The following is an 18628-nucleotide window of genomic DNA, read 5'->3' as shown; positions in this document are numbered from 1 at the left end:
CAAGGTCATGCGGCGGTTTTAGCCCGCATGGCCCCTTGGACTCCCCTACTGCCTGCCAGACACTAGCCGCTCATTGCGCTCGGTCAGCGACTGGATCAGCCCATCCACCCCGCTTTGCTGAATCCTGTCGTTGAATTGCTGCCGGTAGGTCTGCACCAGCCAGGCGCCCAGCACGTTCAGGTCATACACGCGCCAGCCTTCCGGCGTCTTGTGCAGACGGTAGTCGATCTGCACAGGCTGGCCGCTTTTCATATTGGTGGCGACCGTGCGCACCACCACGTCCGTCTCGGCCGGCTCGATGCGCGACGGCGGATACGCGATCTGCTGGTCCGGGCGGAGTTGCGCGATAGCGCCGGCATAGGTGTGGATCAGCAGCAGCTTGAACTGCTCCACCACTTGTTGCTGCTGCACCGGCGTTGCGGTGCGCCAGTAACGGCCCATGGCGAGCTGCGTGGTGCGGTTCAGATCGGTGTACGGAAGGATATCCTTGTTCACGATCGTCGTGATGCGCTGGATATCGCCCGGCGCGACCGCGCGGGTGCGCACCTCACGCAGCAACTGCTGCGTCACGGTCTGGATCAGCGCCTGTGGCTTCGACTGGTCATCGACCTGGGCGCAGGCTGCGCTGCCAAAGGCAAGCAATGCCGAAACCACGGGAATCAGGAGTACGTTCCTCATCGTTGGGGGTCCTGTCTGAATGTGCAGCCCGCATGTTAAAACAAAGCGCGTTGCGCTACACCCGCAAGTCGCCCGCAGCACCGCCAGCGCGCTCCAACATCGTCCGTGCCCCCTTCAATATCTCCCTGGCCACATCCTGGCTGGCCACCGTGCGCGCCAGCATCAGCGCCCCGACGCACTGGGACATGACGCCCCAGGCCGCCTCCCCGCTCCCCAGCCTTACCGCCAGCTCCATCTGCATGGCCACCATGCCGTCCTCGCAGGCCTGGCGCGTGTCCGCATCGGCGCGGGCGATCTCCGCGCCCAGGCAGGGCAGCGGGCAGCCCGTCTCCGGATGCCGCACATGGCCCATGGTGAGGTAGCAATCCAGCATCCTTGCCAGCCAGGCGCCATCGCCTCCCTCCCCGTCGGGCAGCAATAGCTCCCGGCTGCGCTGCAGCTCGCGCTCGATCACTTCGCGCAGCAATGCCTGCTTGGAATCGAAATGGCTGTAGAACGCCCCGCCGGTCAGGCCGGCGGCGCCCATCAGCTGGTCAACGCCGGTCGACGCAAAGCCCTCGCGCTTGACCAGTGCGCCGCCGGCCTCCAGCACCCGCTCGCGGGTGGCAGCTTTGTGAGTCGCGGAATAACGCATTGCAGTTCCTGAGATTGTCCTGGGGCAGATGCCGCTTGACGCGACCCGCATTCATACCATAACGTTCGTTTACTAAACGATCGTTTATCTTATGCCGGATCCACTTCCGATGGAAGCGGCCAGCGTGGGCACGAACGCAGAAAGCCCGCCCGGCCATGGCCGGCGGATCATTCCAAGACTGGAGACAAGTCATGTCCAACAAGAAAGCCATCCTTGTGGTAGGTGCCGGCGACGCCACTGGCGGCGCCATTGCGCGGCGTTTTGCCCGCGAAGGCTATATCGCCTGCGTGACGCGCCGCAGTGCCGACAAGCTCACGCCGCTGGTCGAGCAGATTCGCGCCGAGGGCGGCGAGGCCTACGGCTTTGCCTGCGATGCCCGCAAGGAGGACGAGACGGTGGCGCTGATCGAGCGCATCGAGCGCGAGATCGCGCCGCTGGAGGTGGCCATCTTCAATATCGGCGCCAATGTGCGGTTTTCCGTGCTGGAAACCACATCCCGCGTGTACTTCAAGGTCTGGGAGATGGCCTGCTTCGGCGGATTCCTGATGGGGCGCGAGGCCGCCCGCGTAATGCTGCCGCGTGGGCACGGCTCGATTTTCTTCACCGGTGCTACCGCCAGCCTGCGCGGGCGCGATGGCATGAGCGCCTTTGCGGGCGCCAAGCATGCCCTGCGCGCGCTAGCCCAGAGCATGGCGCGAGAGCTGGGGCCGAAGAATATCCACGTGGCGCACCTGGTGGTGGACGCCGCCATCGACACCGACTTTATCCGCTCGAACTTCCCCGACCGCTATGCCACCAAGCAGGACGACGGCATCGTCAATCCGGAACACATCGCCGACACCTACTGGATGCTGCACCAGCAGCCGCGCGACGCGTGGACGCACGAGCTGGATATCCGCCCGTGGATCGAGCCGTGGTAAGCCCTGCGGGCCAGAGCCTCAAAGCAATGAAAACCATCAAAGCCATCAAAGCCACCAAAGACAAAACACCACAACAAGCGGAGACGACGACATGAGCAAGCAAGTGGAATTCTATTTCGACTTCGGCAGCCCGTATTCCTACCTGGCCTACAAGGAATTGCCGCGCGTGGCACAGCGCACCGGCGCGCAGATCGTATGGCGGCCCATCCTGCTGGGCGGCGTGTTCAAGGCCACCGGCAACCACAGCCCCGCGGAGATCCCCGCCAAGGGCCGCTGGTCGAAGACCGACACCGCGCGCTGGTCGCGCCGGTACGGTGCCAACCTGCAGCAGAATCCGCATTTCCCGGTCAATACGCTGGCGCTGATGCGCGCCGCGGTCGGCTTCCAGTTGCAGGACGAAGCCGCGTTCCACCGCTATGTGGAGACGATCTTCGCCGCCATGTGGGAGCAGCAGCGTAACCTGAACGACCCCGCCGAGATTGGCGCCGCGCTCACAGCCGCCGGGTTCGACGCGCGCCAGGTGCTGGGGATGATCGATGACCCCGCGGTGAAGGATGCGCTGAAGCAGGCCACCGAGGCCGCGGTTGCACGCGGCGTGTTCGGTGTGCCAAGCTTTTTCGTCCGCGACGAGTTGTTCTGGGGCAATGACCGCCTGCTGTTTGTCGAGGAAGCGCTGGCCGCATAGCCGGCGCTATCCTAGGAGAGCGCGCGCCGTCAGAACGCCGGCAGGATCGCACCCTTGAACTGCGTGACCAGGAAGTCGCGCACTTCCTGCGACTGGTAGGCCGCCACCAGCGGCTTGACCCACGGCTTGTCCTTGTCCTGCGTGCGCACCGCGATCAGGTTGGCATAGGGGCCGCGCAGGTCCTCGGTGGCAATCGCGTCCTTGGCCGGGCTGAGCCCGGCCGTGACCGCATAGTCGGTATTGATGGAAGCCACGGCCAGGTCATCGAGCGAGCGCGGCAGGATGGCCGAGTCCAGTTCCACGATCTTCAGCTTGCGGGGATTGGCCTTGATATCGAGCGGCGTGGCGTTCTTGCCGTTCTTTCCGGCGCCATCGCGCAGCGTGACCAGGCCCTCTTTCTGCAACAGCAGCAGCGCGCGGTTGCCATTGGAGGGATCGTTCTGGATGCCCACCTTGGCGCCTTCCGGCAGTGCCTTCAGCGACTTGAACTTCTTCGAATAAAAGCCCATCGGCGCCACATACGTCAGCCCGACATTGGCGATCTTGTAGCGCCGCGCCTCGATCTGGCTGTCGAGAAAGGGCTGGTGCTGGAAACTGTTGGCGTCCAGGTCCCCGGCATCCAGCGCGGCATTCGGCTGCGCATAGTCGTTGAACTCGATGATCTTCACGTCCAGGCCGCTGCGCTTGGCCACGGTCCGCACGACCTCCCAGATCTGCGCATCGGGGCCGCTCATGGTGCCAAGGCGCACCACCTGGTCGGCGGCGTGCGCGGCCGGCAACACGATCATGGCGGCGGCCAGGGCAATGGATTTGAATAGACTACGGCGTTGCATGCAGGCTCCACACTCAGGGTTGCGGCTCTTCGCGCGCCACACCGATGCGCGGCGGCGCGCTCGCGCTCGGCAGCGGGTAGAATCACGCTCCGGTTTCCTGCAGATATCCAGCCAGCCATGACGCAACCCCCTGCAGCCTCTGCCCCCTACCAGATTCTCTTTGCCTTCACCTCGGCCGCGGGCGCGGTGCTGGAAATCAAGCGCTTCGGCTTGCCCGCCGATGCGCCGCGCTCGCGCAAATACCAGTGGTTGTGGATCGCCGCCGGCAATGGCCCGCGGCAAGCGCTGCCGTTGCAGTTTGTGTCGATGAGCCAGGGAGAATGCCAGGTGCGCGAGTTTGCCGAAGGCACGTTGCGTTTTGGCGAGCGGGATGCGGCCATGACGCTGCCGACGGGACAGACGCTGCATCTGCGGGCGTGCGCGGCGGATGCGGTCCCGCCCGATGTGGCGGCCCTGGTGGCGCGCTTTGTGGCTGCGGATTGAGCCAGCCTCACTCGCCCAGAAACTCCGCCACCACTTCCAGCCCCTCCACATGGTCCGCCACCACCTTGGCGATCACGGCGATGGGAATCGCCAGCAGCACACCCCAGGTGCCCCATAGCCAAGTGAAGAGCAGCAGCACGACGAACACCGCGACGGCGTTCATCTTGGCCATGCGCCCCGTCATCCAGGTGGTCACCAGCGCGCCGATCAGCGTGGCGACCAGCAGCGAGCCGCCTGCCGCCATTGCCGCCAGCGCAAAGTCGCCCGACTGCATGAAGGCGGCAAGCCCGATGCAAACCGCAATGAGCACCGCACCGAAGTAAGGCACCAAGTGCAACGCCGCAGCGGCCAGCGACCACGTGCCGGCGTTATCCACTTGCAGCCATTTCAGCAGGAACCAGGTCAGCGCGCCCACCATGGCGTTGGTGACCAGCAGCATCACCATATAACGCTGGATCTGCCGGTTGATCTCGTCGAGCATGTGCACGCTGATCTTCTTCTGCGACAGCGTGGTACCCGCCATCTTGATGAACTTGCGCTTGAACATGTCTCCGGACACCAGCATGAAGAAGGCGAGGAACAACACCACCGCGGCCTGCGCGGCGACGGCAAAGACGCCGACCGAACCTGCCAGCAGCATATTGTTGAGCGAATCCCCGGTGCGCTCCACCACGATCTGGGAGCCACGCACGGGCGGCCCTTGCCCGGTGCCGCCCAGCACCGTGGCCGCGCGCCGGATCTTCTGCACCATCGAGGCGTCGCCGCTGAGCAAGGCGCCCACGGAGCGCGACAGCTTGGTGGCGACTTCCGGCAAACGGTCGATCAGGCCGGCAACCTGATCCTGCAACAGGTATGCGCAGCAGACCACGCTGGCCAGCAGCGCCAGCAGCACCAGCGAGGCGCCGAGCACGCGCGGGATGCGCCGTCCGCACAGCACGGTGACCAGCGGATCGAGCATATAGGCGACGACCACCGCCAACACCACGGGGATCACGAAAGCGCTGGCAAGGTGCAGCGTGTAGAGCGACGCGAGCACCGCGAGGATAGTCAGTGCCAGTTCGCCGCGCCTGGCCGCAACGATGGGAAGGGTTGCGGCCACGGCAGGCTGGGTCGCCGATGTGCCCGCCGCTGCGGCGTCAGGCGCGGGCGGCTGGCTGGCAGCAGCCTGCCGGCCTTCGCCGGCGCCACCAGGGGCATCGGCGCAGACAGACGACTGGTTTTGCGCAGCGGGGCCGGCGTTCAGATCAGCCATGGGATTGCAGTTCCTGTCGAGATGGTCGCGTGCGTGTCGCGTGAATGCCGGCAAGGCAATAGGCAATGGGCAATGGGCATGCGCGCATGGCGCGCGCCATGCCTCATCCAAGCATAGTCTTGCCTGCCGGCGTTTCTGTCGGAGAATGACGCAAGCCTGTGTAGGACAACCACGGCTTGCCGTACGGCGCGCGATGCGCCACATTGAGAGAACACGGATGCGCCGCGAAAGTGATCTCCCTGCTATGACGAACTGACCCATCCTCTGCCATGCAGATACTCGATGCGCGCGCCCGGCTGGTGCTGAAGCACCCATGGCGCTTCGTACTGCGCACGCTCCGGCATTTCCGAGCCAACCAGGGCTTGCTGCTCGCGGGCGCGGTGGCGTACTACGCCCTGCTGTCGATCGTGCCCTTGCTGATCCTGATGGTGATCGCGCTGTCCCATGTGATCGAGCCGCGATCGCTGCTGGCCACCTTGTCGCGCTACCTGGAATGGCTGCTGCCGGGGCAATCCCGCGCGCTGGTGGGCGAGCTGGCCAACTTCCTGGCGAACCGCGGGGTGATCGGCTGGGTGCTGCTGGCGAGCATGATCTTTTTCAGCTCGCTGGCGTTCACGGTGCTGGAGAACGCCATGTCGGTGATCTTTGTGCACCGGGTGGCGATCCGCCGCCGCCACTTCCTGGTGTCGGCGGTGTTGCCGTACTGTTACATCGTCGTGCTCAGCATCGGCCTGTTGCTGGTGACGGTGGTCTCGGGCAGCCTGCAGGCCTTAGGCGCGCGGCATGTCGAAGTGCTGGGCCATGAACTGTCACTGGACCGGGTCTCCGGCACCCTGCTCTACCTGCTCGGGCTGGCGGGGGAGATCCTGCTGCTGGCCTCCATCTACCTGGTGATGCCGGTGGGCCGCCTGTCGGTGCGCCATGCGCTGATTGGCGCGGTGAGCGCCGCGCTGCTGTGGGAGATCTCGCGGCACGTGCTGGTCTGGTACTTCGCCACGCTGTCGCAGGTGAGCGTGGTGTATGGCTCGCTCACCACCGCGATCGTCGTCCTGCTGAGCCTGGAGATCGCCGCCACCTTGCTGCTGCTCGGGGCGCAGGTGATCGCGGAATTCGAGCGCGGCGGCATTGATGCGCCAGTGCAGGCGGAGGGGCAAGCCGAAACCGAGACCTTTCACACCTGAGCCGCTGCGCACACGGCCCAGGGCTCAATGGCCAATCAGTGCAACGTCCCCAGCAGCTTCGGCAGCGAGGCAGACAGCAGCGCCACGCCGGATGCGGTCAGCAGGCTCAGCACGATCCTGCGAAATGCGATCTCGCTGATGCCGATGTACAGCCGCGCGCCAAGGATGCTGGGCACCAGCATGGCCGGCCCCACCACCAGGAACATGGGCAGCATGTCGCGCGTGACGATGCCGGTGCCGACATAGGTCGCCATGGTCACCGCCAGCGTGGCCAGGTTGAAATTCTGGATGATGGCGCGCTGCTCGTCCTTGGCCAGCCCGCGCAGGGTACACCACAGCGTGGGGATGACCCCGGTAAAGCCGCCGATGCCGCCCATGATGCCCCCGGCCGCGCCGATCACGCCATCGGCCACCCGCCCGCCGGCCCGGATGTGGGGCAGTTGCCGGGACATCAGCATCAGCGGACACCAGATGACCAGCAGGCCTCCCAGGCAAGCCTTGAACACGCTGGGATTGAGCGCAGGCAGGATCGCCACGCCGATGGGAATGCCCAGGATGCCGCCGGCCACGAAAGGCAGCAACTGCCGAGGCGAAAAGCTGCGCCGCACCGTCACCGCCGCCACCACCTGCCCGGTCAGCGAGCCGAACACCGCCATCGTCGCTGCCAGGCGCGGCTCCACGGTCCAGACCCAGAAGGACATGGCCACCATGCCGAAGGCAAATCCGGACAAGCCTTGCACGAAGCCGGCCACGACAGCGCCCAGCGCCAGGATCAGGACAGGAAATTCCATCGGTGACTCGAAAGCTCGAATGCTTGAATGCTTGAATGCTCGAAAGCCGCAAACTATGCAGGGGATTGAACGCTTTGTCACCTGAGCGCAGCCTTTGCGCCGCGTGCCTGCACATCGAGCACCTTGGCCCGCGCCGCTTCGAAACGCGCGCCCTCGGCAGCCAGCCAATCCTCCACCATGGCGATAGGCGGCGTCTGCCCATGCGCGCAGACGAAGAAGTAGGACGCCTGCGAGCGCGCATGGATGCCGAACAAGTCAACCAGCCGGCCGGCCTCGATATCTTCCAGCACCAGCGCCGAGCGCCCCATCGCGATGCCCTGCCCGGCCAGCGCCGCACCCACGGCCAGCTGCGACAGGTTGAAGCGCTGGCCCGCGTCGAGTTCGCCCACCTCTGCCTCCACCCCCGCCACCCGCAGCCAGTGGCGCCATTCCTCGAAGGCTTGCGCGCCGTCCCACGGGCTCACGTCGTGCAGCAGCCAGGCACCCCTCAGGTCCTGTGGCTTGCGCAACTCGGGATGCGCGGCCACGAAGGCGGGGCTTGCCACCGGCAGCAGCCATTCGTCGAGAAACAACCGGGCCTTGAGGTCGTCGTAGCCGCCCAGGTCGAAGCGCACGGCGGCGTCGATGCCATCGCGCACCATCCGGGTGCGGTCCAGCGCGTGGAACTCGCCATAGACGCGCAGGCCCACCTCGGGGTGATCACGGAAAAAATCGCCCAGCCGCGGGGTCAGCCAGCGCATGGCAAACGACGGTGCGCAGCTCAGCGCGATGGGGCCGGTCTCGCGCGGCTTGCGTAGCTGGGTGAGCGTGCCCTCGATGGCCTGGAAGGACTCGCGCAGCACAAAGCGCAACCGCTCGCCTTCGGGCGTCAGCACCAGCGCGCGCGGCGTGCGCAGGAACAAGGGCCGGTCCAGCCACTGCTCCAGCTGCTTCACCTGCTGGCTGACCGCACCCTGCGTCACGCACAGTTCCGTGGCCGCGTGGGTGAAGTTGCAATGGCGCGCCGACGCCTCGAAGCAACGCAGCCAGCTCAGCAAGGAGGACGATAACAAGGTGCTCATGACAAGGAACTCATGACAAGGAACTCATAAGTGCCCGCCGATACGCACGTCCGCCCTCAGATTCCCATTAGTCAAACTAATGCCTCGCTAAATATAAATAGATTGCCAGCGCATCCGCGCAGGCCAACAATGAAGTCACCCAGGAACCCGCAGCAGCCTATCCCTTAGCGATGAACCAGCCTTTAGCCACTAATCCATCAACCGCAACCGGCCCTGATAATGCCGCAGCGCTGCGCGCCAGCCTGGCCGCCGCCACGCCGTTTCTCTGGTGCAATCCGGCGCGCGCCGGGACGCCGCCGCCCGTCCAGGCCGCCGGCGAACACAGCATTAGTCTAGCTGATGTCGAGGCTGCGCAGGCGCGCTTTGCCCGCTTTGCCCCGCTGCTGCCGGCGCTGTTTCCGGAGCTGGCCGAGGCCCATGGCGTCATCGAGTCGCCTCTGCTGGCCGTGCCGTCGATGCAGGCGGCCCTTGGGCTGCCCCCCAGCCAGGGCAGGCTGTGGGTCAAGGCAGACCACAGCCTGCCGGTGGCAGGTTCCATCAAGGCGCGCGGCGGCATCCACGAGGTGCTGGAATTTGCCGAGAACCTGGCACTGCGCCATGGCCTGCTTGGCCCTGGCCGCAACGGGCCGGAGCATTACCTGGCACTGAGGGAGCCCGCGGCGCGCGCCTTGTTCGGGCGCTACCAGGTGGCGGTGGGTTCCACCGGCAACCTTGGCCTGAGCATTGGCGTGATGGCCTCGGCGCTGGGTTTTCGCGCGGCCGTGCATATGTCGTCGGATGCAAAGGCATGGAAGAAGGCGCGGCTGCGCAACCGCGGCGTGGAAGTCGTGGAGCATGCTGGCGACTACGAGGACGCCGTCGCGGCCGGGCGCCGCCAGGCGCAGCAGGACGAGTTCACCTACTTCGTGGACGACGAGCGCTCGCTGTCGCTGCTGCTCGGCTACAGCGCCGCAGCGCTGCACCTGCGCCAGCAACTCGCCGCGCATGCGATCCGCGTCGGTGCCGAGCACCCGCTCTTCGTCTACCTGCCTTGCGGCGTAGGCGGCGCGCCGGCCGGCATCACCTTCGGCATGCGGCAACTGTTTGGGCCGCACGTGCACTGTGTGTTTGCCGAGCCGACCCAGTCGCCCTGCTTCCTGGTGCAGATGATGGCAGGCACAGGCAATCCGTCCGTCTATGACTTCGGCCTGAGCAACCGCACGCAGGCCGACGGGCTAGCCGTGCCGCGCGCTTCGGAGCTGGCCGCTGCCGTCATGCGCCCGCTGCTGTCCGGCGTGTTCACGGTGGCGGACGATACCCTGTTCGAACACCTGGCCATGGCATGGCGCACGCAAGGGCTGCGCATCGAGCCCTCTGCCGCGGCCGGCTTCAGCGGGCCGCGCATGCTGTGCGAGAGCGCGGCGGGGCGCGAGTACCTGGCCCGGCACCAGCTCGAAGCCACGATGCCGCAAGCCACGCATCTGGTGTGGACCACCGGCGGGCTGTTCGTGCCGCCAGCGGAGTACCAAGGCTTTCTGGACAAGGCGGCCGCGCTCGCCGCCTGAGCCGCCCGCCGCCATCATCCATCCCCCCATCGTCGCACGCAGGAGAGTCAGCATGAAACCCGTCCATACCTTCAAGCTTGCATGCCTGGCCGCCTGTTGCCTGGCGGTGCCCGCCGGCAGCGCGCTGGCCCAGGCCTACCCCACGCACCCGATCCAGATGGTGATCCCCTTCCCGCCCGGCGGCGCCACCGATGTGATCGGCCGGCTGCTGGCCAAGAAGCTCGGCGACCACCTGGGCCAGACCGTGGTGATCGACAACCGGCCGGGCGCCGGCACCATCGTGGGCGCCGGGCTGGTGGCCAAGGCCGCGCCGGATGGCTACACGCTGCTGGTCAGCTCGGGCACCACATTCACGGTCAATCCGGCCATCCATCCCAAGCTGCCATACGACCCGCTCAAGAGCTTCGAGCCGATCGGGCTGACCGGGCGCACCGGCCTGATCCTGCTGGCCAACCGCGATGTGCCGGTCAACAACCTCAAGCAGCTCGCGGCAGCGGTGAAGGCGACACCCGGAAAATTCTCCTACGGCTCGTTCGGCACGGGTACCACCGCGCAGTTCGCCGGCGAGATGCTGCTGAACGATCTTGGCATCAAGATGCTGCACGTGCCCTATCGCGGCAGCTCGCCGGCCATGACCGACCTGATCGGCGGCCAGATCCCGTTCTCGGTAGATACCGTCTCGGCCGCCGTGCCGCAGATCCGCGCCGGCAAGGTCAAGGCCATTGCGGTCACCACCGCCAAGCGCTCATCCCTGCTGCCCGACGTGCCCACCGTGGCGGAAAGCGGGTACCCGGGTACCGATATGGATACCTGGCTGGCCGTAGTGGCGCCGCGCGGCCTGGCGCCCGAGGTGAAGGCGAAGCTGGAAAAGGCGCTGGCCGCGACCATGGCCGACCCGGATACGCGCAAGAAGCTGCTGGACAATGGCTTCGAGCCGTCCTACGGCACGGGCGCGGAGGTGACCGCGCTGATCACCAAGGAATTGCCGCGCATGCGCGCCATTGCGCAGCGTGCCAACATCACCGCGGACTGAGCGCACGCAGATGGCCCGTGGCGGGCTTGGTTTGACAGCGCCCGCCTCCAGCCCACATCATCGCAAGCACCGCCGCCCCCGAGGCGGCGCCATGCCCTCCAGAACGATCCGAGACAGCCCAAGACAGCCCGACACATGACGCTCCCCGATTCCACTTCCGCCACCCTGCAGCTTGACGTCTGCGCCGTCGTCGGCCAGCCCGCAGCCGCCATGGACACGCCGGCGCTGATGCTCGACCTCGATGCCTTCGAGCGCAACCTGGCGCAGATGCAGCAGGCCGCCGACCGCGCGGGCGTGCAACTGCGCCCGCATGCCAAGGCGCACAAATGCCCGGAGATAGCGCTGGCGCAGATCGCGCGTGGCGCGGCCGGCATCTGCTGCCAGAAGGTCAGCGAGGCGCTGCCGTTCGTGCAGGCGGGGGTCAAGGACATCCATATCAGCAACGAGATTGCCGGTGCGGCCAAGGCCGCGCTGCTGGCCCGCCTGGCGCGGCATGCACGGATGAGCGTTTGCGTGGATGATGCGCGCCAGGTCGCCGCGCTGGCGCAAGCCGCCGCGCAGGCCGGCAGCAGCATCGGGGTGTTCGTCGAGATCGACGTGGGCCAGGGACGCTGCGGCGTGGCCGACGCGCCTGCCGCGCTCCGCCTCGTTCAAGCCATCGGCGCGCACCCGCAGCTAGCGTTCCGCGGCTTGCAGGCGTATCACGGCGGCATCCAGCATGTGCGCGATTACGCTGCGCGCCGGCAGGCCGCGGCCGATGCCGCGGCGCGTACCGCCGCCATCGTCGCCGAACTGGCCGAGGCCGGCGTGGCTTGCGCCACCGTGACGGGCGGCGGCAGCGGCAGCGTGGAGTTCGACCTGGAGAGCGGCGTCTATACCGAAATCCAGCCCGGCTCCTATATCTTCATGGACGCTGACTACGGCCGCAACGACTACAGCGGCGCGTTGCGTTTCGAGCACAGCCTGTTTATCGCCACCACCGTGATGAGCGTGGCGGCGGCAACGCGGCCCTCGCCGCGCGTTGTGCTCGACGCGGGCCTGAAATCGATGGCGGTGGATTCGGGCCTGCCACTGGTGTGGGGCGCCAATGGCCAGGACCACGCGCTGGCCTATGTGGCGGCCAACGACGAGCACGGCATCATCGAGCCCGTGCCCGGCACCAACGCGGCGGGCCTGCCGGGCCTCGGCAGCCAGGTGCTGCTGGTGCCTGGCCATTGCGACCCCACCCTCAACCTGTACGACGAGATCGTTGGCGTGCGCGGGCAGGCCGTGGCCTGCTTGTGGCCGGTGTCGGCGCGCGGGCTGAGCCGCTAGCGCGATCCGGATGCCACTCCGCCGCACCTGCCCTGCCGGCGCGGCGCTTCCCCCTACCTGCCAGAGAATTCACCATGACCCAGACCGATAACCTGCTTGCCCAATCCGCCGTGGCGCTGCGCCGCCTGATCGGCAGCAAGGAGATCTCGCCCGTTGAACTGCTTGAGGCGTGCATCGCCCGCATCGAGGCGGTCAACCCCTTTATCAACGCCGTCACCGCCACCTGCTACGAGCGCGCCCGCGAAGAAGCCCGCGCAGCCGAGCGCGCCGTGCTGGACGGCGCGCCGCTGGGCCTGCTGCACGGCCTGCCGCTGGGCGTGAAGGACCTGGAAGCCACGGCCGGCCTGCTCACCACCTATGGCTCGCCGCTGTACCGCGACAACGTGCCCAGCGCCGACAATGTGCTGGTGGCCCGGCTGCGCGCGGCCGGCGCCATCGTCACCGGCAAGACCAACATCCCGGAGATGGGCGCGGGCGCCAATTCGCGCAACGTGGTGTGGGGCGCCACCGGCAACCCCTTCAACCCCAACCTGAATGCGGGGGGATCCTCGGGCGGCTCCGCTGCCGCGCTGGCGACCGACATGCTGCCGGTCTGCACCGGCTCGGACACCGGCGGCTCACTGCGCATCCCCGCGGCCAAATGCGGCGTGGTGGGCTTCCGCCCGTCGCCTGGCGTGGTGCCGAGCTCGCGCAAGCTGCTGGGCTGGACGCCCATCTCCGTGGTCGGCCCGATGGGCCGCACCGTGGCCGATGCCTGCCTGCAGCTGGCGGCCTCGGCCGGCGTCTCGGCCAGCGACCCGCTCACCTATGCGCTCGACCCGATGTCGTTCCTGCTGCCCGGCAATGTCGACCTGGGCTCGCTGCGGGTGGGCTGGACCGAGGATTTCGGCGTGTGCGCGGTCGACAACCAGATCCGGCAGGTCTTTCGCGACAAGATCGCCGCCATGCGGCACCTGTTTCGCAGTTGCGACGAGATCCAGTTCGACCTGGGCGACGCGCACCGCTGCTTCGACGTGCTGCGCGCCGAGAGCTTTGTCGCCGGCATGCACGAGGCCTATCAGCGCGATCCGCAGAGCCTGGGCCCGAACACGCGCGCCAACTATGAGATGGGCGCGGCCATGTCGCTGGTCGACAGCGCCTGGGCGCAAGCCGAGCAGACGCGCATCCTGGGCCGCTTCCAGGCCGCCTTTGAAGACTACGACGTGATCCTGTCGCCAACCACGCCGGTGTCGCCGTTCCCATGGACCAGCCTCTACGCCGAGACCATCAACGGCGAAAAGCAGGAGAACTATTACCGCTGGCTGGCCCCTACCTACGTGGTCACGCTCACCACCCACCCCGCCATCAGCTTGCCCTGCGGCCTGGACCATGCCGGCATGCCGTTCGGGCTGCAGGTGGTAGGCCGCTTCCGCGCCGATCACCATACGCTGGGCGTGGCGCATGCCATGGAGCAAGCATTTGCAGGGTCGGAGGCACTGCGCCGTCCGCTGCCGCGGCTGGACCAGTTGCGCGCGGCGCAGCCCGGGCTGAAGTCGATCGTCACCGCGCCGCCGGTCCTGGATGGCGCGTCGGGCGGTGCCGCTTCGGTATCGGCCGTCTAGCGCAGCCCCTGCGCCCCTGCAGCCTGCGCGCCAGCACTACTTTCCGGCCGCAGGCTCCACGGATACCGCCACGGCCTCGGTGTACACGGCCTGGACCTGGTCGCCCTTCTTGATGTTCTTCATCTGCTCGGGGTCTTCAACCATCAGGTCCAGCGTATTGCCCTTAGGCCCTCTCAAGGTAACCATCTTGGTCTTGGCATTGATCGCAACGACATCGGCCAGGACCGTCACCTCGCGCCCGGCCGTGCCACCCGGCTTGGCACCCGGCGCGGACCGGTCCATCGACTCATGCTCGCTGAGCGCACTCTTGCCTCCGCCCTGCTTCTTGAGCGTCAGGGTGATGGCTTCCTTGTACTCGGCGGTCACCACGTCGCCGACCTTCAACTGGTCGAAGTTGCGGGCCTCCTCGCCCACCACCAGACTGACCACCTTGCCCTTCTTGTCCTTCAGCGAAACGGTCCTGGTGGCCGCTTCGATGGCAACCACCGTGGCCGTGACCCTGGCGGTCCCCGCCATGGTCACCTGGCCCGGTGCTTTCTTGACCTCCACCTGGGTTTCGGGCTGGGCCAGCGCCGAAGCCGCCATCACCGCCAGCGCGGCCGCGACCAGAAAATGCTTGTTGTTCATTCTGCTCTCCTTGACATACCAGTGGTTCCTCCCCTAAGAGTGGGTTCCATGGCAGGCGAAGACAATGGGACCTTCGTCCAACGCGTCGCCAAATCGGGACTGGCTGGTCTGAACGCGCATGGAAGGTAACTTCCAAGACACTTCCCTCAAATCTGATCCGGTCTTTTTCCCAGCCGTTGCTTCTGTTATCCAACGCAAGCTACCGGTAGCATGGTGTCCATGGCACGCCACCAATCTCCCAGCCTCACTGCTGCCCCGCCCATGGACACCCCTGCATCAAACCCCGCCGCCTCGGCGGGCTTCCTTTCGCGAGCAACCTCCCCCTGCCTTTCGCCACGCCAGTCGGCCCACGAAAAAGAGCACCTCTATGCGCTCGGCCTGTGGTCTACTCTATGTACGCGTGCGCCTGAAACGCAACGTGAATGGACCGCCCCCGAACTGGCCGGCCAAGCCCGTTCCCAATGCCCCACGGAGATCACGACATGTTTGGCTTGAGCGCGCTCGACCTGGCACGGATCCAGTTCGGCTTCACGATTTCCTTCCATATCATCTTCCCGGCCATCACCATCGGCATGGCGAGCTACCTCGCCGTGCTGGAAGGCTGCTGGCTGCGCACGCAAAACACGGTCTACCGCGACCTCTATCACTTCTGGTCCAAGATCTTTGCCGTCAACTTCGGCATGGGCGTGGTGTCGGGGCTGGTGATGGCGTATCAGTTCGGCACCAACTGGAGTTTCTTCTCTGACTTCGCCGGCAGCGTGACCGGCCCCTTGCTGGCCTACGAGGTGCTGACCGCGTTCTTCCTGGAGGCCGGCTTCCTGGGCGTGATGCTGTTCGGCTGGAGCCGGGTCGGCCCCGGCCTGCATTTCTTCGCCACGCTGATGGTGGCGCTCGGCACCCTGATCTCGGCGACGTGGATCCTGGCCTCCAATAGCTGGATGCAAACCCCGCAGGGCTACGAGATCGTCGATGGCCGGGTGGTGCCGGTGGACTGGCTGGCGGTGATCTTCAACCCGTCGTTCCCGTACCGCCTCTTGCATATGAGTGTGGCGGCCTTCCTCGCCACCGCGCTGTTCGTGGGCGCCTCCGCCGCCTGGCACCTGCTGCGCCGGCGCGATAACCCGGCCATCCGCAAGATGCTGTCGATGGCCATGTGGATGCTGCTGATCGTGGCGCCGATCCAGGCCGTCATTGGCGACATGCACGGCATCAACACGCTCAAGCACCAGCCGGCCAAGATCGCCGCGCTCGAAGGCCACTGGGAAAACCACGGCGACGAGCCGCTGCCGCTGATCGTGTTCGGCTGGCCCGACATGGCACGCGAGGAAACCCGCTTCGCGGTGGAAATCCCGCGCCTGGGCAGCCTGATCCTCACCCATAGCCTGGACGGCCAGATCCAGGGCCTGAAAGAGTTCGCGCCGCAAGACCGGCCCAACTCCACCATCATCTTCTGGAGCTTCCGCGTGATGGTGGGTCTGGGCATGCTGATGATCCTGCTCGGCCTCTGGAGCCTGCTGCTGCGCCGGGGCGGCAAGCTGTTCCACGCGCGCGCGTTCCTGCGCATGGCGCTATGGATGGGCCCGACCGGGTTGATCGCGATCCTGGCCGGCTGGTTCACCACCGAGATCGGGCGCCAGCCCTGGATCGTCTACGGCGTGATGCGCACCGCCGACGCGGTCTCGCCGCACGGCGTGCCGGAACTGGCGTTCTCGCTCGCGCTGTTCGTGGTGGCTTATTTCTTCGTCTTCGGCGTGGGTATCGCCTACATGATGCGGCTGGTGCGCAAAGGCCCGGTCGAGCATGAGGGCGATCCGGAACCTGATGGCGGACACGCGATGGAAGGCACGCCGGCGCGACCGCTCTCCGCGGTGGACGATCCGGGCGACGTACCTGGCGCGGTCACTTCCACCAACCGCCTGGCCGATAGCAGGAGCTGATCATCATGGGCATCGACCTCTCTCTGATCTGGGCCGTCATCATCTTCTTTGGCGTGATGATGTATGTGGTGATGGACGGTTTCGACCTGGGCATCGGCATGCTGTATCCCTTCGTGCCGGACCGCCATGACCGCGACGTCATGATGAACACGGTGGCACCTGTGTGGGACGGCAACGAGACCTGGCTGGTACTGGGCGGCGCGGGCCTGCTGGCCGCATTTCCACTGGCCTACTCGGTGGTGCTCAGCGCGCTCTACCTGCCGCTGATCTTCATGCTGCTGGGGCTGATCTTTCGCGGCGTGGCGTTCGAGTTCCGCTTCAAGGCCAATGACCGCGAGCGCCACGTCTGGGACAAGGCGTTTATCTGCGGCTCGCTGGTGGCGGCATTTTTCCAGGGCGTTTCGCTGGGCGCGTATATCGACGGCATCAAGGTGACGGGGCGCACCTTCTCGGGCGGCCCGCTGGACTGGCTGCAGCCCTTCCCGCTATTCTGCGGCGTTGGGGTGGTGGTGGCGTACACCGTGCTGGGCAGCACCTGGCTGATCATGAAAACCGAAGGCAAGCTGCATGAGCGCATGCTGGAACTCACCGGCAAGCTGGCCTGGGTGTTGCTGGCTGTCATTGCGGTCATCAGCATCTGGACGCCGCTGTCGCAGCCGCGCATTGCCGAGCGCTGGTTCAGCCTGCCCAACCTGCTCTGGTTCTCGCCGGTGCCGCTGCTGGTGGCGTTTGCCATGTACCGGCTGATTCGCTCTTTGCAGCAGCACGCGCACCTGGCGCCGTTCATGTACACGCTGGCGCTGGTCTTCCTGGGCTATAGCGGGCTGGCGATCAGCGTATGGCCGAATATCGTGCCGCCGGATATCTCGATCTGGGACGCCTCCTCGCCACCGCAAAGCCAGGGCTTTGCGCTGGTGGGCGCGCTGTTCATCATTCCCTTCATCCTGATGTACACGGTGTGGGCCTATTACGTGTTCCGGGGCAAGGTGAAACACGGCGAGGGGTATCACTGATGCCAGCGACACAGCACCGCCGGCGATCGCCGGATGATGCGCCCAGGCCGTGGCTCAAGCGGGTCGGCTGGATGGTGCTGATCTGGGTGGCCAGCGTGGCAGCGCTGGGCGTGGCGGCTTTGCTGCTGCGCCTGCTGATGCGGCTGGCAGGCATGCATAGCTGAGGGGCGTCCGCGGCCCGGCGCCCCGGCATCTGCGGGGCGCGATCCCCTTTGACCGTTGACCTTGAGCGTTGATCCTTGACCCTCAGCGGCTCACGCCGAAAGCCCACCATCCACGCCAATGCTCTGGCCGTGGATAAAGCGCCCGGCTGGCGATGCCAGCAACACCGCCAGCCCCGCCACATCCTTCGCCTCGCCAATACGCCGCATCGGAATTGCGGCGGCCAGGCGCGCCTCCTGTTCCGGGTTGCCCCATAGCGCCTCGCGCGAGAATTCCGTGCGCACCGGCCCGGGGTTGATCGCATTCACGTTGATCCCTTTCGGCCCGAGTTCCAGCGCCAGGCTGCGCACCGCGCCATCCGTTGCGGCCTTGGTGATGCTGTACATGCCAAGCATGGCCGAGCCGCGCCTGGCGGCGATGCTCGACATGAAGATGACGGCACCGTCGCCACGCTCGATCATCTGCGGAGCCAACGCATTGACCAGCACCAGGTTGCCTCGCACATTGCCCGCCATGGCCTGCTCGAATACTTCCGGGCCCTGGCTCAGGAGCGCGCCCGCCGTGCCGCTGCCCGCCGCGTTCAGCACCAGCGCATCCACGCGGCCGTAGGCATCCAGCGCTTGCCTGGCAAACGCCTGGACGCTCTCCACGTTGCCGATATCGCAAGCGATGCCCTTGGCCTTGAAGCCCTCGCCCTCCAGTGCGGCCGCTACCGCCTCGGAAGCGGCCTGGTCACGGCCGGATACCACAACAGCGGCACCGGAGGCGCCCAGCGCGCGGGCCATTTCCAGGCCCATGCCCTTGGTGGAGCCGGTGATGACGGCAACGCGGCCGGTGAGATCGAACAGGTTCTGCATGACGGATTCTCCTGATACAGAG

At 66.4% G+C, this 18628-nt stretch carries 19 protein-coding genes; 11 read left to right on the top strand and 8 right to left on the bottom strand.

The window, feature by feature from the left end:
* Positions 1-45 precede the first annotated feature (45 nt).
* Positions 46-678, bottom strand: coding sequence for a phospholipid-binding protein MlaC (locus tag A9975_RS09315; RefSeq protein ID WP_183032331.1), 633 nt, complete (start codon positions 676-678; stop codon positions 46-48).
* Positions 679-733: 55 nt separating this feature from the next.
* Positions 734-1312: a TetR/AcrR family transcriptional regulator gene (locus A9975_RS09310; RefSeq protein ID WP_183032330.1), complete on the bottom strand. Its 579-nt coding sequence runs from the start codon at positions 1310-1312 to the stop codon at positions 734-736.
* 191 nt (positions 1313-1503) lie between these two features.
* Here A9975_RS09310 and A9975_RS09305 point away from each other — a divergent pair, with 191 nt between their 5' ends.
* On the top strand, positions 1504-2232 hold the full coding sequence (locus A9975_RS09305; protein ID WP_150985585.1) for an SDR family oxidoreductase: 729 nt from the start codon (positions 1504-1506) through the stop codon (positions 2230-2232).
* A 91-nt stretch (positions 2233-2323) separates the two neighbouring features.
* Positions 2324-2917: a 2-hydroxychromene-2-carboxylate isomerase gene (locus A9975_RS09300; protein WP_183032329.1), complete on the top strand. Its 594-nt coding sequence runs from the start codon at positions 2324-2326 to the stop codon at positions 2915-2917.
* Between the two features lie 29 nt (positions 2918-2946).
* On the opposite strand, the gene A9975_RS09295 is transcribed toward A9975_RS09300, so the two are convergent.
* The gene (locus A9975_RS09295) at positions 2947-3750 is read right to left on the bottom strand and encodes a MetQ/NlpA family ABC transporter substrate-binding protein (RefSeq protein ID WP_183032328.1); all 804 of its coding nucleotides are present in this window, start codon (positions 3748-3750) and stop codon (positions 2947-2949) included.
* A 117-nt stretch (positions 3751-3867) separates the two neighbouring features.
* On the opposite strand from A9975_RS09295, the gene A9975_RS09290 reads away from it, so the two are divergent.
* Positions 3868-4233: a hypothetical protein gene (locus A9975_RS09290; RefSeq protein ID WP_183032327.1), complete on the top strand. Its 366-nt coding sequence runs from the start codon at positions 3868-3870 to the stop codon at positions 4231-4233.
* Positions 4234-4240: 7 nt separating this feature from the next.
* Here the strand turns inward: A9975_RS09290 and A9975_RS09285 are convergent, their stop codons facing one another.
* Complete coding sequence (locus A9975_RS09285) at positions 4241-5485, bottom strand: AI-2E family transporter (RefSeq protein ID WP_183032326.1); 1245 nt, start codon at positions 5483-5485, stop codon at positions 4241-4243.
* Between the two features lie 269 nt (positions 5486-5754).
* Between A9975_RS09285 and A9975_RS09280 the strand changes: the two genes are divergently transcribed.
* Positions 5755-6666 carry a YihY/virulence factor BrkB family protein gene (locus A9975_RS09280; protein ID WP_183032325.1) on the top strand — a complete coding sequence of 304 codons (912 nt, stop codon included), beginning with the start codon at positions 5755-5757 and terminating at the stop codon, positions 6664-6666.
* A gap of 35 nt (positions 6667-6701) precedes the next feature.
* Here the strand turns inward: A9975_RS09280 and A9975_RS09275 are convergent, their stop codons facing one another.
* Complete coding sequence (locus A9975_RS09275) at positions 6702-7457, bottom strand: sulfite exporter TauE/SafE family protein (protein ID WP_150985591.1); 756 nt, start codon at positions 7455-7457, stop codon at positions 6702-6704.
* Positions 7458-7534: 77 nt separating this feature from the next.
* Positions 7535-8518 carry a LysR substrate-binding domain-containing protein gene (locus tag A9975_RS09270; protein ID WP_183032324.1) on the bottom strand — a complete coding sequence of 328 codons (984 nt, stop codon included), beginning with the start codon at positions 8516-8518 and terminating at the stop codon, positions 7535-7537.
* 170 nt (positions 8519-8688) lie between these two features.
* Here A9975_RS09270 and A9975_RS09265 point away from each other — a divergent pair, with 170 nt between their 5' ends.
* The 4 genes from A9975_RS09265 (at position 8689) to A9975_RS09250 (ending at position 14010) form a co-directional block, all read left to right on the top strand.
* The gene (locus A9975_RS09265) at positions 8689-10062 is read left to right on the top strand and encodes a D-serine ammonia-lyase (protein WP_183032323.1); all 1374 of its coding nucleotides are present in this window, start codon (positions 8689-8691) and stop codon (positions 10060-10062) included.
* A gap of 52 nt (positions 10063-10114) precedes the next feature.
* Positions 10115-11095 carry a tripartite tricarboxylate transporter substrate binding protein gene (locus A9975_RS09260; RefSeq protein ID WP_183032322.1) on the top strand — a complete coding sequence of 327 codons (981 nt, stop codon included), beginning with the start codon at positions 10115-10117 and terminating at the stop codon, positions 11093-11095.
* Between the two features lie 135 nt (positions 11096-11230).
* On the top strand, positions 11231-12409 hold the full coding sequence (locus tag A9975_RS09255; protein WP_220810664.1) for a DSD1 family PLP-dependent enzyme: 1179 nt from the start codon (positions 11231-11233) through the stop codon (positions 12407-12409).
* A gap of 74 nt (positions 12410-12483) precedes the next feature.
* Positions 12484-14010, top strand: coding sequence for an amidase (locus A9975_RS09250; protein ID WP_183032321.1), 1527 nt, complete (start codon positions 12484-12486; stop codon positions 14008-14010).
* 36 nt (positions 14011-14046) lie between these two features.
* Here A9975_RS09250 and A9975_RS09245 read toward each other — a convergent pair whose 3' ends face one another.
* Positions 14047-14637, bottom strand: a complete 591-nt coding sequence (locus tag A9975_RS09245; protein ID WP_183032320.1) for a hypothetical protein — start codon at positions 14635-14637, stop codon at positions 14047-14049.
* Positions 14638-15119: 482 nt separating this feature from the next.
* On the opposite strand from A9975_RS09245, the gene A9975_RS09240 reads away from it, so the two are divergent.
* Genes A9975_RS09240 through A9975_RS09230 form a run of 3 tightly spaced genes read left to right on the top strand, consistent with a single transcriptional unit; the run spans position 15120 to position 17751 of the window.
* Positions 15120-16574, top strand: coding sequence for a cytochrome ubiquinol oxidase subunit I (locus A9975_RS09240; RefSeq protein ID WP_183032319.1), 1455 nt, complete (start codon positions 15120-15122; stop codon positions 16572-16574).
* A gap of 5 nt (positions 16575-16579) precedes the next feature.
* On the top strand, positions 16580-17587 hold the full coding sequence (gene cydB, locus A9975_RS09235; protein WP_150985599.1) for a cytochrome d ubiquinol oxidase subunit II: 1008 nt from the start codon (positions 16580-16582) through the stop codon (positions 17585-17587).
* Complete coding sequence (locus A9975_RS09230) at positions 17587-17751, top strand: DUF2474 family protein (RefSeq protein ID WP_082055131.1); 165 nt, start codon at positions 17587-17589, stop codon at positions 17749-17751. The genes cydB and A9975_RS09230 overlap by 1 nt, the downstream gene beginning before the upstream one ends.
* 90 nt (positions 17752-17841) lie before the next feature.
* Here the strand turns inward: A9975_RS09230 and A9975_RS09225 are convergent, their stop codons facing one another.
* Positions 17842-18606: an SDR family NAD(P)-dependent oxidoreductase gene (locus tag A9975_RS09225; protein WP_183032318.1), complete on the bottom strand. Its 765-nt coding sequence runs from the start codon at positions 18604-18606 to the stop codon at positions 17842-17844.
* Positions 18607-18628 lie beyond the last annotated feature (22 nt).

It is taken from the genome of Cupriavidus sp. UME77, assembly GCF_014170355.1.
GTDB lineage: Bacteria > Pseudomonadota > Gammaproteobacteria > Burkholderiales > Burkholderiaceae > Cupriavidus > Cupriavidus basilensis.
The sequence above is the reverse complement of the archived record's forward strand: the minus strand, read 5'-3'. Positions and strand labels throughout refer to the sequence as shown.